Here is a 14506-nt window from a genome sequence, read left to right as displayed (position 1 = left end):
AAAAACCGGAACCTGAGTTCCGGTTTTTTTTATCCAGCCGTCGATTACTTAACGAATTCTTCGCCCAGCTGAATATCTTTCTTCAGGGTATCCAGCATGCCTTCCATCGCGTTTTTCTCAAACGCGCTGAGGGTGCCAATAGCCTTACGCTCAACGATACCGTTTTTACCCAGCAGCAGTGGCTGAGAGAAGAAACGTGCATGCTCGCCGTCGCCTTCAACGTAAGCGCATTCAACAACATTGCTCTCGCCCTGCAGAGCGCGAACCAAAGACAGACCAAAGCGAGCTGCGGCCTGGCCCATAGACAGCGTTGCAGACCCACCGCCGGCTTTCGCTTCAACCACTTCGGTACCCGCGTTCTGGATACGTTTGGTCAGGTCAGCCACTTCTTGTTCTGTGAAGCTGACGCCTGGGATCTGGGACAGCAGCGGCAGAATGGTCACGCCAGAGTGGCCGCCAATAACCGGTACTTCGATATCTGTAGGCTGTTTGCCTTTCAGCTCGGCAACAAAGGTATTGGAGCGGATGATATCCAGCGTTGTAACGCCGAACAGTTTGTTCTTATCGTAGACACCCGCTTTTTTCAGCACTTCTGCGGCAATCGCCACGGTGGTGTTTACCGGGTTGGTAATAATACCGATGCAGGCTTTAGGGGCAGTTTTCGCCACTTGCTCGATCAGGTTTTTCACGATGCCCGCGTTCACGTTGAACAGGTCGGAACGATCCATACCTGGTTTACGTGCAACACCCGCGGAGATCAGCACCACATCTGCACCCACCAGCGCAGGGGTAGCATCTTCGCCGGAGAAACCTTTGATTTTCACGTCAGTCGGGATATGACTCAGATCCACCGCAACCCCAGGGGTTACTGGCGCAATGTCATACAGAGAGAGTTCTGAGCCTGAAGGCAGTTGGGTCTTAAGTAGAAGGGCAAGCGCCTGGCCGATACCGCCAGCTGCGCCGAGGACTGCAACTTTCATCCTAAACTCCTTATTATGGTTAGCAAAATCGTGCCGTAACTCCATGCGGTGGCGACCATAATCCAGAGAGGAGATAATTACAATCTTCCCGCCGCCAGATTGCGATATAAAGCAATCACCGACCGCGTTGCTGCTGCATTTACTCGCCGGGAGGAACGACGCCATAGCGCCCGGTCACGACCTGATGTGGTTACATCAACGGCGGTTACATTACCCCTCCGCGCACACCAAAACAACATCATTTTGATAACATTTAATTTACTTTGAGGCTTATTTGCGAGTCGTGACACAGGCATGTTCGCCGATAACGAAATTTGATAAAATCGCCCGCTTTCATAACATTATTTCAGGCTGTTCTCCGCCGGATGATTCTCCCACCTTATTCAGGTCGCCGTATAATCAGGCATCTGAAGGAAGATGAACAATTTGCATAAAAATTCATTTAAATGCATAATAATGTTATCTCTTTTACCCAGGATAGGTTATTTATGCGTAACTCCTCAAAACAAGAAGAATTAGTAAAGGCTTTCAAAGCATTACTTAAAGAAGAGAAATTCAGCTCACAGGGCGAGATAGTTCAGGCGTTACAAAACGACGGCTTCGAAAACATCAACCAATCCAAAGTTTCCCGCATGCTGACCAAATTCGGCGCGGTGAGAACGCGTAATGCAAAGATGGAAATGGTCTACTGCCTTCCTGCCGAGCTGGGCGTCCCGACGACCTCCAGCCCGCTAAAAAACCTGGTGCTGGATATCGACTATAACGACGCCGTCGTGGTGATTCATACCAGTCCCGGCGCCGCGCAGCTCATTGCCCGCCTGCTGGATTCACTGGGGAAATCGGAAGGTATTCTTGGCACCATTGCCGGGGATGACACCATTTTCACCACGCCGGCCAACAACTTCACGGTGAAAGAGCTGTACGAAGCCATTCTGGTACTGTTCGAGCAAGAGCTGTAATCTCCCCCCCTCTTCTCTGCCCGCCGCCATGACACGGCGGGCCCCGCACTCGGTAATCTTCCGTAAACAAACCTCAATCCAGCGTATGGAATTGCTTCAATAGCATTCCATAGGGCATTGTTCTGCGCACCACCGCACAAATAGTTAAATTCACCCATATATATGATTTTACTTATATTTAACAAAAATGGCGTGATAAAAACGTCTTTTTTATAACTCATAGTAATAAAAAATCGTTCCATTAATTTAAAGTTGCATAGGCAACAATTAGCAGGGTATTAATTTTTCCCGTAACTAGTGTATACTTAATTTCGTGATGAGGGTCACAGAACGATGACCCAACCAAAAGAATACGACGAGGAAAAAAACCATGAACATGAAAGCCACTTTAGTTACCGCAAGCCTGCTCTCCGCTCTGTCATTCGGCGTTTTCGCCGCTGATTCTATCAACGCTCAGCAGGCGCAAGACCGCCAGTCACTGGGAACCGTTTCCGTCGATGACATCGGCAGTTCTCCGATGGATATGCACGAAATGCTGAACCAGAAAGCTGAACAAAACGGTGCTTCCGCTTACCGCGTTATCGAAGCCCGCACCGGCGGACACTGGCATGCAACGGCAGAACTGTACAAATAATCGTTCTTAGCCATAAGCCAGTTGAATAGATGTCGTTAGAAACGTTATGCCTCGGCGGCCCTAAGTAGAATAAATGCCAGTAAGCCCTTCCGGCCGCCACGTTAAACCTTTAGGAGTAAAGACTATGAAAACCAAATTAACTATCGCCGCACTGAGCCTGTTGTCCGTTATCTCTTTAGGCGCTAACGCTGCCGCACACCAGATCAACAGCGAACAAGCTCAAGGCCTGCAATCCATGGGTTCCATTTCTGTAAGCCAGGTAGGCAGCGCGCCAATGGATATGCGTCAGGAATTGTCCCAGAAAGCGACAGAACAAGGTGCCTCTGCTTACCGCATTACCGAAGCCCGTAGCGGTGATAACTGGCACGCGACCGCAGAGCTGTACAAATAAACCCTCGTCGTACTTGTCCTACGACTTTGCCCCCGCTCGCCGGGGGCTTTTTTATGGCTGCGGATGATATGTTAGCCGTGGATATTAAAGCGAAGCTGGCCCTCCAGCTCCTCTTCAGCCTCGTCAAACAGCAGGATGAGTGCGCCGAATCTGCGCCGCTTGCTCTCCGGTAAGTGTGCAAACTCGATCTCCACCGGCAGTGGTAACATTGACGCCGTGACCACATCCCACAGGCTATCCAGATCGTGAACCTGCTCTTTACGTAGCGCGAGTTGCTCCGCAAACTGGCGATAGAAAGCCAGGTTGTCGTCGATGTGGTTAAAATCAAAAATAAATTTTTTCATCGCTGCCGTCCTGACTCTTTTAAGCAAGCGCTGAGCTAAAGCCCGCCGATATGTAGCGTTTTCACTTCCAGGAACTCATCCAACCCCAGCACGGAGCCTTCACGCCCTAACCCGGACTCTTTCACCCCGCCGAAGGGTCCCAGCTCCGTAGAGACAGCGCATTCATTGATCCCGACCATGCCGCTTTCCAGAGCCTGCGAGACGCGGAAAACGCGCTGTAAATTCTGGGTATAGAAATAGGCCGCCAGCCCAAATGGCGTACCGTTCGCACGCTCGATAACTTCCTCTTCTGTTTTAAAACTGAAGCAGGCCGCCAGCGGGCCAAACGTCTCTTCCCTGGCCAGCTTCATCTCGTCATTAGCATCTATGATGACCGTAGGCTGCCAGAAGTTACCACCTAGCTGGTGAGGTTTACCCCCGACAAGCGCTTTCCCGCCTTTCGCCAGCGCGTCCTCCACATGCTCACGCACTTTATCGACAGCAGACTGCTCAATCAGAGGCCCGACAATCACCCCTTCTTCCAGTCCGTTGCCTACCTTCAGCTTTTTGACCTCTTCGGCAAGCTTGTTCACAAAGCTGTCGTACACGCCCTGCTGGATAAAGAACCGGTTAACGCTGACACACACCTGACCCGCATTACGGAATTTATTAGCAATGGCACCTTTGACCGCCGCGTCGATATCCGCATCATCAAACACGATATAAGGCGCATTACCCCCCAGTTCCATCGACACTTTCTTCATTGTTTCTGCGGCGTTACGCATCAGCGTTTTACCCACCGCCGTGGAACCAGTGAAGGAAATTTTGCGCACCTGATGGCTGGCCATAATGGCGTCGCTGATTTCCTGCGTGTTCCCTGCTACGGCGTTAAGTACGCCGTCCGGCACGCCTGCCTGCGTTGCCAGTTCCAGCAGCGCAAAGGCGGATAGCGGTGTGTTATTGGCGGGTTTTATCACGCCGGTACAGCCAGCGGCCAGAGCGGGCCCGAGCTTGCGGGTCAGCATCGCCATCGGGAAATTCCACGGCGTGATCGCCGCCACAACGCCGACAGGTTCACGCGTGGCCAGAATACGGGAGCCGGGCTTAACCGGAGGAATGATCTCCCCGTTGGCACGTTTGGCCTGTTCAGCAAACCACTGAATGAAGCTCGCGGCATAATCCACTTCACCCTCGGCCTCTTTGAGCGGCTTCCCCTGTTCAAGGGTCATTAACCGCGCGAGCCAGCTTTTGTTTTTCAGAATGAGTTCAAACCAGCGATAGAGAATTTCAGAACGCTGTTTGGCGGTTTTCTCTCGCCAGGCAGGGAAAGCTTTACTGGCGGAAGCAATCGCGGCTTCGGCTTCGCGCTTGCCCGCCTTCGCCACTTTCGCCACCACTTCTCCCGTCGCAGGGTTCAGTACATCAAAGGTTTCGCCGAGCGAGTGCCACTTGCCATCTACCAGATATCCGGTTTTGAAGAGTTCACTTTGCTGGAGGGATTCATTCGTCATAATTTCTCCTGTTGTTAAGTGTTCATCCCAGTAACCGCAGTTAAGTATAGATAGAAAAAAGCCGACGCAGGCGTCGGCTCAAAGTGCAAGGGTTTGGGCTCAGGCGTTAATCAGCGTGTGCCGGTAGCGATGTAAAATGTCTGCCAGCCGCTTCACCGGCTCGGTGACCTGCAGCGGCGCTTCCCACAGGCGAAGCTTCTCTTGATAGATTTCAAGCTCGCCTAAAAGCCTTGCGTAATAGCGTTCTCGCTTATCATCGCTGCTGGCTGAAATCACCTTATCAGCCGTTTTACGCAGCTGCCGGTGGAAGGCAGAGAGATCGTCGTTCACCGGGATAGGCGCATCCCGCAGACGTTGATGCGCGATGATCAGAGTCAGCGCCAGGCGATAACGATCTATGTCGCCAGGGAACATGTTGAGCAGTAAAAACAGCTGCTGATACAGCGCCGGAAGGTGGTTCTCTTTGCGGCGAGCGTTATTGGTCGTCAGCGCCGAAACGGCAGCAGAGACAAACTGGTTCAGCAGCGTGCGGCCCGTACGCTCTTTCGAATTATCGCGGATCAACAGGATCACCATCATGGCAAGGAAACAGCCGACGATCTGCCCCAGTGCGCTGTCCAGGAAGCTGCTGAAATGGAAAGTCATCGGGTTATCCAGCACGATAATATTGATTGTCCCGGCCAGCGCCCCCATCGAACCCAACCGCCTTTTTTGCACCTCAATTCCCATGAAGAATCCAAGCAGGGCAAGGCTGACGCACAACAGCAGCATGCTCTGCTGCGTGGACGGCAGTACCACAAGGAAGTAGAACGCCCCGAGCGGTAGCGCCACCAGCATGCCATAAAGGAAATCGAGTGAAACCATACGCGGGTTAGGCAGGCGCATCGCCAGCGCGGTAACCACCGCAATCATCACCATGGCGCCGCTGCCCGACGTCCAGCCGGTCCACAGCCAGAACAGACTTCCGAGCACGCAGGAAATCGTCGTACGCCAGAAGTTAATCATCGCGTGGTGGCCTTCGGCGGATTCCACCTTCACCACCGCCTCGCCGTTCAGCACTTCCTCTTCAATCGCGCTGACCCGGGTATTACTGATAAAGCCTCGCTTCAGCAGCAAAAAACGAGTAGAGGCCGAAACCCAGGAGCCGATGGTGACCGGCGTGGCCTTTTCACCCATCACGGAAATCGCCCTGCGCAGCACTTTCATACGCTTATAAACATCGTCGGCGGTTTCCACTTCGGCGGCGAAAAGCTGTCGAAATTCCGGCGTGACGTATTCCGGCCGGGTGTTCTGAATGAGGAAGGTTTCACAGGCCTGAGTGATCAACGTCAGCGAAAGTGTATTAATCGCTTTCAGGCGGCGATTGGCCTTCGACCAGCGGGCAGACTCCATATTCAGGTTGGCGCGCATGCCGTTGAGCGCGGTCACTTTGCGCACCAGCCCACTCCAGGCCTTATCCACCTCTTCTTTGTCACCGTGGGCGATGCAAAGCTGCATCAGGCGATACTGATCCACCAGCAGGTTATCCAGCTCCCGATCTATCTCTTGCTTGATGGATCGCGGCGAAAACAGCAGGTCAGCGACGATGGCACAGACAATACCGATCACGATTTCGCTACAGCGCTCAACGGCAAACTGCGGCGTGGTCAACGGAGCCACCTGGATAGTGACCACGATAATCAGCGCGGTATAGCCGGCGAGCCCCCAGGCGTAAGAGTTTTCGACGCGAACAAGCGAAGAGATCCAGGTGCAGAATCCGGCCCAGATACAGCACACCAGCAGCATAACGACCGGCGCACGAATCAGGGTAATGATGATCGCCAGCGCGGCAGCACAACCGATAAACGTCCCGATAATACGTAGCATCCCGCGGTAGCGAATCGCCCCGGAATAGGGCTCCCCGCCGGCGGCAAAGGCAGGCCCGGCGGCAACAATCGCGGCGGTGAGCACCGCCCAGCGCGGTGTTTCCAGCTCAAAGTGGAAGCCGACAAACACCGCCAGCACGATGGCGAAGGCGAGCTTTATCGCAAAGCGGACGTGAAGCCTGGAAATGTTATACATAGCGGCCTGCTTAACCGAACTCGCGCAGGCGATGCATCAGCTTGATAAACGCCGAGTCATTTTCCGCCTTCCGGTCTTTTTCTCCCGTCACAACGACTGTCGCGGTTGTCCCGGCGGGATACAGATTCCCCATCTGCTCATCGAGACGGATTCTGACCGGCACGCGCTGAGCAAGGCGAACCCACTCGAGGTTAGAATCAACCGTCGCCATGCCTTTTGCATCGCTGGTGCTGCTGGCGTTTGTCACCCCGGCAGAAATGCTGTCAACGCTGCCGCGTAGCACTCGGTTGCTGCCGAGCGGCGTAATTTGCACACGGTAGCCTGGGCGAATGCCTTCAAGCTTGGTCTCTTCCATGTAGGCAAGGATGTAGAACGAATTTTGTTTTACCAGCGCCACGGACGTCGCGCCACGATTAATAAACTCGCCGGTATGTACATTAAGGTTAGTCACCCAGCCGTCTGCCGGGGCACGAATCACCGTACGCTGCAGGTCCAGTTTGGCCAGATCGCGCGTGGCCTGCGCTTTATCAAGCTGGTGCAACACGGTTTGCAGCAGATTGTTCGATTGATCTATCTCTTCGCGCGACATCGCCTGAATACCAAGCGTATTACGCCTGCCGGCTTCGCGGCGTTTCTCAGATGCCAGCGCCTGGTAATAGGCCACGTCCGCCTCGGCCTGTTCGAGCGCTTTCTGATAACGTGGCTGGTCGATGGTGAACAGCACCTGGTCTTTTTTCACCAGTTGGTTGTCCTGAACATTCACGCTGGTGATAAGCCCGGATACATCCGGGGCGATAGCAACGACATCAGCGGTGAAACGCGCGTCGCGCGTCCACGGGGATTCGGTGTAAAACACCCACGCACGGAAGATAGCGATGAAGGCCAGCAGCACCAGTAAAAGCGTGATAGCGGTACGGGTTATGTTTCTTGTTAGTATTTTCACATCAACCTCAAACGAACAAACGCGAAATCAGATAAAAAAGGCAGCAATAGAGCGCTGTATTGAATAATGCAGGGTGCCAGACAAAATCATAGATACCGGTTGGGGTCAGCAGCCGACGCGCCAGCCAGAACGCAGCGAGCGACAGAATTAACTCGAAGAATATCGGCGGAAACGAAAGACCGAATATTACGATTACCGGAAATAGACTCATTTTGACCTTGATAAGATAATGCAGGCGATACATAACTCGACGATAAACCGCGACGGAGAGGCCAGAAAAGGCGGGCGAGCGTGCGGTATGAATTATGTTAATAATAATATATTAACGTAACTGTTACCCTGTTATCTATAATATGTGATCTAAATCACTTTTCACTCAGAGTGAACAATGGAACGACTGAAACGTATGTCGGTGTTTGCCAAAGTGGTTGAACTTGGCTCCTACACCGCTGCCGCAAGGCAGCTACAAATGAGCGTCTCTTCCATCAGCCAGATCGTGTCCAAACTGGAAGATGAGCTGCAGGTTAAGCTGCTCAACCGCAGCACCCGCAGCATTGGCCTGACCGAAGCGGGCAAAATCTATTATCAGGGCTGCCGCAAAATGCTTCACGAAGCGCAGGAAGTCCACGAGCAGCTTTACGCCTTTAACAACACGCCCATCGGCACGCTACGCATCGGCAGCTCTTCAACTATGGCACAGAATGTCCTCGCCGACATGACGACCGAAATGTTGAGAGAGTACCCAGGCCTGACCGTAAATCTGGTGACGGGCATTCCCTTTCCCGATCTGATTGCCGACGGCCTGGACCTGGTGATTCGCGTAGGTGCTCTGCAAGATTCCAGCCTGTTTTCACGCAAGCTGGGTTCGATGCCGATGGTGGTCTGCGCTGCGAAAAACTATCTGCAGCTTCACGGTACGCCGGAAAAACCCGCCGATCTGGCGAACCATTCCTGGCTCGAATACAGCGTACGTCCGCACAATGAGTTTGAGCTCATCGCGCCGGAAGGGATTTCCACCAAAGTAATCCCGCATGGCCGCTTTGTCACCAACGATCCGATGACGTTAAGCCGCTGGCTTAAGGCCGGTGCCGGAGTAGGGTTTGCGCCGCTGATGTGGGTGATCGACGAGATCAACAGCGGGGAGCTGGAGATCCTGTTCCCTCGCTATCAGTCCGACCCACGCCCGGTTTACGCGCTGTATACCGAGAAAGACAAACTGCCGCTGAAGGTGGAGGTGTGCATTAACTATCTGACGGATTATTTCGTGCGGGTGACGCAGCTTTTTCAGGGCGTGCGGGCGAGAAATGAAAACAGCCGGGGTTAGAGCCCGGCTGCCAGATGAACTTAAGCGGTACCGCCCACGGTCAGATTATCGACCTTCAGGGTTGGCTGGCCGACGCCAACCGGCAGGCTTTGCCCTTCTTTACCGCAGACGCCGACGCCGTTGTCCAGCGCCAAATCGTTACCGACCATTGAGATCTGCTGCATGGTTTCAATGCCGGAGCCAATCAGCGTGGCGCCTTTCACCGCCTTTGTGACCTTCCCTTTTTCAATCAGGTAGGCTTCGGAGGTGGAGAACACAAACTTGCCGGAGGTGATATCGACCTGGCCGCCGCCGAAGTTTGGCGCAAAGATACCGTAGTCCACGGACTCGATAATCTCCTGCGGGGTAGATTTGCCCGCCAGCATGTAGGTGTTGGTCATACGCGGCATCGGCAGATGCGCGTAGGATTCGCGGCGACCGTTACCAGTAGGCGCAACGCCCATCAGCCGAGCGTTCAGCTTGTCCTGCATGTAGCCTTTAAGAATGCCGTTTTCGATCAGCACGTTGTACTGCCCCGGCACGCCTTCGTCATCGATGGAAACAGAACCACGGCGGTTAGCCATCGTGCCGTCATCCACCACGGTACACAGCTCTGAAGCCACCAACTGGCCCATCTGGCCGCTGAAGACCGAAGTACCACGGCGGTTAAAATCGCCTTCCAGACCGTGACCGACCGCTTCATGCAGCAGAACGCCAGGCCAGCCAGCACCCAGCACCACCGGCAGCATGCCGGCAGGAGCCGCAACCGCTGACAGGTTCACCATCGCCATACGCACCGCTTCTTTCGCCCAGGCGTCAGCCCGAACTTCGCCGTTTACGCTTTCCAGGAAATACTCATAGCCAAAACGACCGCCGCCGCCGCTCGCGCCGCGCTCACGTTTGCCGTCTTCCTCAACCTGAACGCTAACCGACAGGCGCACCAGAGGGCGAACATCCGCCGCCAGCGTTCCGTCCGTAGCCGCCACCAGAATCAGCTCGTAAACGCCCGTCAGGCTGGCACTCACTTCCTGCACACGAGCGTCTGCCGCGCGCGCGACGCTGTCCACACGTCTCAGGATGTCGAGCTTCTCTTCACGCGTCATGCTCAGCAGCGGATCGGCGCTGGTATAAAGCGCGCTGTGCGGCACGTTACCCAGCGTGCGGGCACGCCCGTCGCCCTGCTCGCGCACGATGCTGCGAGCCGCATGAGCGCTCTGCTCCAGCGCCAGCAAAGTAATTTGATCCGCGTAGGCAAACCCGGTTTTCTCGCCGCTAACCGCACGAACGCCAACGCCCTGATCGATATTCCATGAACCATCTTTAATAATGCGGTCTTCCAGCACCCAGGATTCATGATAGCTGGACTGGAAATAGAGATCGCCGTAATCGAGACGGCGCTCGGACAGCTGCCCGAGGATGGAAAACAGATCTTGATGGGTTAAGCCATTCGCAGACAGCAACTGCTCACTTACCAGGTTAAGACTCATCGTTTCGCTACTCTTATTGCTTATCGCCCGTTTGGCGAGGAATGGTTTATTAATGGAGCTTGCGGCAATTAACCGCTAACGTCAAATCAGTGGGCTTCGCTGGTACGCGGCTGGCGCAGCACTTCATCAATTTTCGGTTTATCTACCGGGCCGGTAATGCTGTAGCGCAGCACGGAGATTTTGCTCCACAGCGGGCCAAGCACTTTACTGGCGGCAAACACCGCGGCACCGACTATCGGGTTAACCGCAAAAGCAGTAGCCACGCCTACCGTCGCGGAGATTTCAGGGGCGACGACCGCTTCCATATTCAGCTCACGACGAACCAGGTCCACCGAACCTTTCATCGCAATGTCCGCCTCCAGCCCATCAACCAACGTATCGTCTGTATGTAATACGCCATCTTTTATCCAGGCGGTACTGCGAATCGAATCGTAGTAGAAGCCGCTGCCAAAAGTATCGCTAAAATCGAAACGTAGTTTACGAAGCAGCGCGTCAAAGCTGACCAGGCGCAGGAGCTGGCCGGCATGGCCCGTGCTGACGTCGGTAATTTGCCCTTTCCCCAGTTTGGTATGCAGAATGCCGTTCAGCGAAGCTTCATCCGGCTTCCAGGGCACCGCCCGCCAGTGCAAATCATAATCAACGTCGAAAGAAGATCCCTGCAGCGGCGTTTTCACCCCAAAGAAGTTCGCGGCTGCGTCAAGCTTCTCGCCCTTCAGCTTGCCTTTAAGCGATGTGCGCTCGCTACCCGGCTTATTCACCCATTCACCGTCGGCGGTGAGACGCGCAAAGCCGGTATCAACCAGCCCGTTAGCCAGCTGCAGCGTGTCACCATTAATGGTCACATCCCCATCGATACGGCCATATTTCTGCCCCCACAGCCAGCACTCCGCACAGCGTATCTGCATATTTGGCCAGCCACGGAAATTAAGCGTATCGCTGTTTTCCGGTATCTGCGGCTTATTCGTTCCGTCCGCAGCGCCCGACAGCACGCTCCAGTTCGGGTTGAAATAAAGATACTTAACGCTGGCCTGCCAGGGCGCGTTATTCTTCATGCTCAGCGAGGCATTAATCTCACGTCCCTGAGCCTCAACCTGCGTGCCGTTCAGCACAGGGCGGGAAATCAGGCTCAGGTTATGCCACTGCTGGCCCGCTAGCGTTAATGCCGGTGTCCGCAATGTCACTGCTGACGGGAATACTGCAGATCCCCCAACGCTGTCCGCCGCACCTTCACTGAAGAGCGCCAGCCACTGGGCGCCGTCCATTGCGGGGAGATCCAGCTCAACGCCAGGCTGCTCCGGAAGCGGAGGCACGGTTTTACTGTCGGTCGCCCAAATGGCCCGGTCAAGGGTGAGTTTCTTATTCAGCAGCCAGCGGCTGGAAAAGTGATTGAGTGCGCCCGCATTACCCGTGAGATCGAAGCTTTTTAAATTGCCCTTAACGGCGATGTTCAGCGGCAGCACTGCCCCGGATTTTTTGTCCACTGGCGCAGGTAAGTGACTGCTCACATTCTTCAGATCGCCCGCCAGATTTACCTTGTAGCTGGCGCTGCCGTGATAAGGCAGCGTAATCCCCACATCGCCTTTCCACGTCACGTTGCCGCTAACTGCGTCGTTGACCTGCTTCGGCAGAACGCCGGTTTTGTTGGGCTGCCAGTCGCCGCTCAGGTTAACGCCTATCTGGTAGTCCTTATCACCGGTTTTAGTGTTGAAGTTCAGGCTTACCGGCTGATTAAACCAGCTGGCGCTCATCGCCTCGCTCTGCAGGTCACCGTTGGTAAAGCTGAATTTACCGCTTAGATTATGCAGCGTACTGTCCAGCGGCTTGATAAGCAGCGTGTTGTTGTTCAGCCGAACGTCGCCTTTCGCCGTCGTCATTTCACCGGTCAGCGGGATATCGAGATGTAAGCGGGCATTCACATCGCCGCCAATCTGTAGTTCATCCAGCGCGGCGGCAAGGGAATCATCCAGCGGAGTATCTTTGAAATACGGGCCTACCGCGCTGCCCGGCCCGTTGATATCGGCATCAATCAGCAGCTTTTCTTTGGCATAATCAGGAATGTTCGCCGTCAGGTTAGTGGCCGTTACGCCGCCCAACTTGACCTCATTACTGTTCATCCACAGCCCGTTGTTAATGAAGTCGAGTGTAATATCGAGATTTTCCAGCGCCGGCCAGTCCGGCTGGAAAGCAAATTTAGCGTTACGAAGCGGGACGTAAACTTCAAACTGGCCTTCGTTGTGCTCATAGGGGAAAAGATGCGGATTGCCGCCGTACACCAGCGTGGCGTTATCGGCCTGGCCGCCCTGAATCGCCGAGCTAAGATAATCCGTCAGCTCTTTGCCCATCAGGTTTTCCGGGAAGTAGCGCCAGGCGTCCGCGCCGTTATCAGTGCTGATACCCGCCAGTATGCCCAGCCACGGATCTCCGCTGGCGGGCTGGAAGTAACGGAAATCACCGCGAGCCCAAACGGAGCGAGCCTTAACGTCAATGTTCTTACCGTCTAACTGAAAGCCCTCGGCGTTTTTCTGCCAGGCAAGCGTTGCAGCGCCTTTCTCAATCTCAAGCGGCGCGCGGAAGACGGTTTCGTACGGCATTTTGGCGTCGGTCATTACGGCGTTAAGCTGCCCGTTTGCGACGCTGCCGGTCACCGAGCCAGAGAAGTGTTCCGCCCCCGGCAGCAGCTTCCATTGTTTCCAGCTCACGTCATTCCATCGCGCCTGCATTCGGGTCTGCTCGGTTTGCTGCAGTGGAATATCCAGCGCCAGCACGTCGATATGGCCCTGAGGCTGAAGCGAAGTCCAAATGTCGCCAAACTGAGGCGAGATTTTCGCGGCAATCGGCAACAGGCCATTAAACCGATCCAGTTCCATATTGCTGGCACGCACGCGCAGTTCGTCGCTGCGCTGGCTTTGTTTACCGCCCACGTCCTGCGGCGCTATCCAGGCCACGGAGAGCGAGCCTTTGGGCCAGGCCTGGTCATCCAGCGTGATATTGGTGGAAGGGATAGAGAGTTGCCAGCTGGATTTCTCCCGGCTGACCTGCGCCGTCAGGTTATCGACTGAAAGAGAGTGCGTTACGTTGTCGGTGCCCGGCCAGCTTGCCCCGCCTTTTTTCAGCCAGATGCTACCGCCGCTGATATCGCCTTCCTTCACGTCCATCCAGGCTTCGAGGCTAAAACGAGCGCTTTTCAGGTCAACATTGTCTTCCATCCAGCGGCCCAGCCAGGGCTTCACATCCACGTCGTCTGCCTGCAGCCAGACCTTGCCGTTGTTCAGAATGCCGTTTTCATCCCGCAGATCCATGCGGACGTTGGCTACGCCGTGCTGGCCGTTGAAGCTGGATAAGCTCACCTGACCTTCCGCGCGATGCCGGTTTTTACCGTTGAGCCAGGTTAGCTGAGGAATCGAGAGTTCGGCCCGCTGGCCGGAGAGCGTCAGAAAACTAAGAGAGCTGTCGCGGAGATCGAAGTGATCGAACTGGCGCAGGAAAAGATCGCTGATTTTGTCTGCTTCCAGCGAGCCATCGCCGCCATTCTGGCTGAGGGGCGTGTTGGTGCGCATTTGCAGCTGATAGAAGGTTAGATCGCGAAACTGCCAGCGGACGTGAAGCAGGCTTTGCCAGACATCCAGCGCCAGAGTCACGCGTTTGATGCTCAGCGTGCCGCCGTCTTTGAGCCCGGCTTTAACATCACGCACGTCCAGCGTAGGGCCGAGGTTCTCCCAGCTAGCCTTTAAATTGCTGACTTCAACCGGCACGCCGGTCGCCGCCTCAATCTTATCCAGCAACGCAGGCCGCCAGGCATCCAGGTGCGGCAAAACGAGCCGCAGGCCACTCACCAGCAGCGCGACGATAACAACCAACGTTACGCCTGTGAGCAGCAGAATGCCGGGCAGTCGCCTCACCTTTCTCTCCTTGTC

General features: G+C 54.9%; 12 protein-coding genes. 4 read left to right on the top strand and 8 right to left on the bottom strand.

Going from position 1 to position 14506, the window contains the following annotated elements; genetic code table 11:
- Positions 1-44 precede the first annotated feature (44 nt).
- Positions 45-980, bottom strand: a complete 936-nt coding sequence (mdh, locus tag CNE01S_RS11525) for a malate dehydrogenase (RefSeq protein WP_039298218.1) — start codon at positions 978-980, stop codon at positions 45-47.
- Positions 981-1468: 488 nt separating this feature from the next.
- Here mdh and argR point away from each other — a divergent pair, with 488 nt between their 5' ends.
- The 3 genes from argR (at position 1469) to yhcN (CNE01S_RS11510) (ending at position 2964) form a co-directional block, all read left to right on the top strand.
- Positions 1469-1939 (top strand): transcriptional regulator ArgR, encoded by a 471-nt coding sequence (argR, locus tag CNE01S_RS11520; protein WP_061276125.1) that lies wholly within the window; start codon positions 1469-1471, stop codon positions 1937-1939.
- A 370-nt stretch (positions 1940-2309) separates the two neighbouring features.
- The gene (gene yhcN, locus CNE01S_RS11515; RefSeq protein ID WP_038478367.1) at positions 2310-2573 is read left to right on the top strand and encodes a peroxide/acid stress response protein YhcN; all 264 of its coding nucleotides are present in this window, start codon (positions 2310-2312) and stop codon (positions 2571-2573) included.
- A gap of 124 nt (positions 2574-2697) precedes the next feature.
- Positions 2698-2964, top strand: coding sequence for a peroxide/acid stress response protein YhcN (yhcN, locus tag CNE01S_RS11510; protein ID WP_039288192.1), 267 nt, complete (start codon positions 2698-2700; stop codon positions 2962-2964).
- Between the two features lie 71 nt (positions 2965-3035).
- Here the strand turns inward: yhcN (CNE01S_RS11510) and CNE01S_RS11505 are convergent, their stop codons facing one another.
- The 5 genes from CNE01S_RS11505 to aaeX all read right to left on the bottom strand — a co-directional run bounded on the left by CNE01S_RS11505 (position 3036) and on the right by aaeX (position 8013).
- Complete coding sequence (locus tag CNE01S_RS11505; RefSeq protein ID WP_061276123.1) at positions 3036-3308, bottom strand: barstar family protein; 273 nt, start codon at positions 3306-3308, stop codon at positions 3036-3038.
- A 35-nt stretch (positions 3309-3343) separates the two neighbouring features.
- Positions 3344-4798: an NAD-dependent succinate-semialdehyde dehydrogenase gene (locus tag CNE01S_RS11500; RefSeq protein ID WP_061276121.1), complete on the bottom strand. Its 1455-nt coding sequence runs from the start codon at positions 4796-4798 to the stop codon at positions 3344-3346.
- A gap of 99 nt (positions 4799-4897) precedes the next feature.
- Complete coding sequence (gene aaeB, locus CNE01S_RS11495; protein WP_061276120.1) at positions 4898-6859, bottom strand: p-hydroxybenzoic acid efflux pump subunit AaeB; 1962 nt, start codon at positions 6857-6859, stop codon at positions 4898-4900.
- 10 nt (positions 6860-6869) lie between these two features.
- The gene (gene aaeA / locus CNE01S_RS11490) at positions 6870-7802 is read right to left on the bottom strand and encodes a p-hydroxybenzoic acid efflux pump subunit AaeA (protein WP_061276118.1); all 933 of its coding nucleotides are present in this window, start codon (positions 7800-7802) and stop codon (positions 6870-6872) included.
- Between the two features lie 7 nt (positions 7803-7809).
- Positions 7810-8013, bottom strand: a complete 204-nt coding sequence (gene aaeX / locus CNE01S_RS11485) for a p-hydroxybenzoic acid efflux pump operon protein AaeX (protein WP_008454892.1) — start codon at positions 8011-8013, stop codon at positions 7810-7812.
- A 177-nt stretch (positions 8014-8190) separates the two neighbouring features.
- Here aaeX and aaeR point away from each other — a divergent pair, with 177 nt between their 5' ends.
- Positions 8191-9126, top strand: a complete 936-nt coding sequence (gene aaeR, locus CNE01S_RS11480) for an HTH-type transcriptional activator AaeR (RefSeq protein WP_061276116.1) — start codon at positions 8191-8193, stop codon at positions 9124-9126.
- Positions 9127-9146: 20 nt separating this feature from the next.
- Here the strand turns inward: aaeR and tldD are convergent, their stop codons facing one another.
- Positions 9147-10592 (bottom strand): metalloprotease TldD, encoded by a 1446-nt coding sequence (gene tldD, locus CNE01S_RS11475; RefSeq protein WP_038478346.1) that lies wholly within the window; start codon positions 10590-10592, stop codon positions 9147-9149.
- Between the two features lie 86 nt (positions 10593-10678).
- A complete protein-coding gene (gene yhdP, locus CNE01S_RS11470; protein WP_061276114.1) occupies positions 10679-14491 on the bottom strand; it encodes an AsmA2 domain-containing protein YhdP in 3813 nt (1270 codons plus the stop codon).
- Positions 14492-14506 lie beyond the last annotated feature (15 nt).

Source organism: Cedecea neteri NBRC 105707 = ATCC 33855 (assembly GCF_001571265.1).
GTDB classification, from domain to species: Bacteria; Pseudomonadota; Gammaproteobacteria; order Enterobacterales; family Enterobacteriaceae; genus Cedecea; species Cedecea neteri.
Note: the sequence above shows the minus strand (reverse complement) of the source record. Positions and strands in the feature narration are given on the sequence as shown.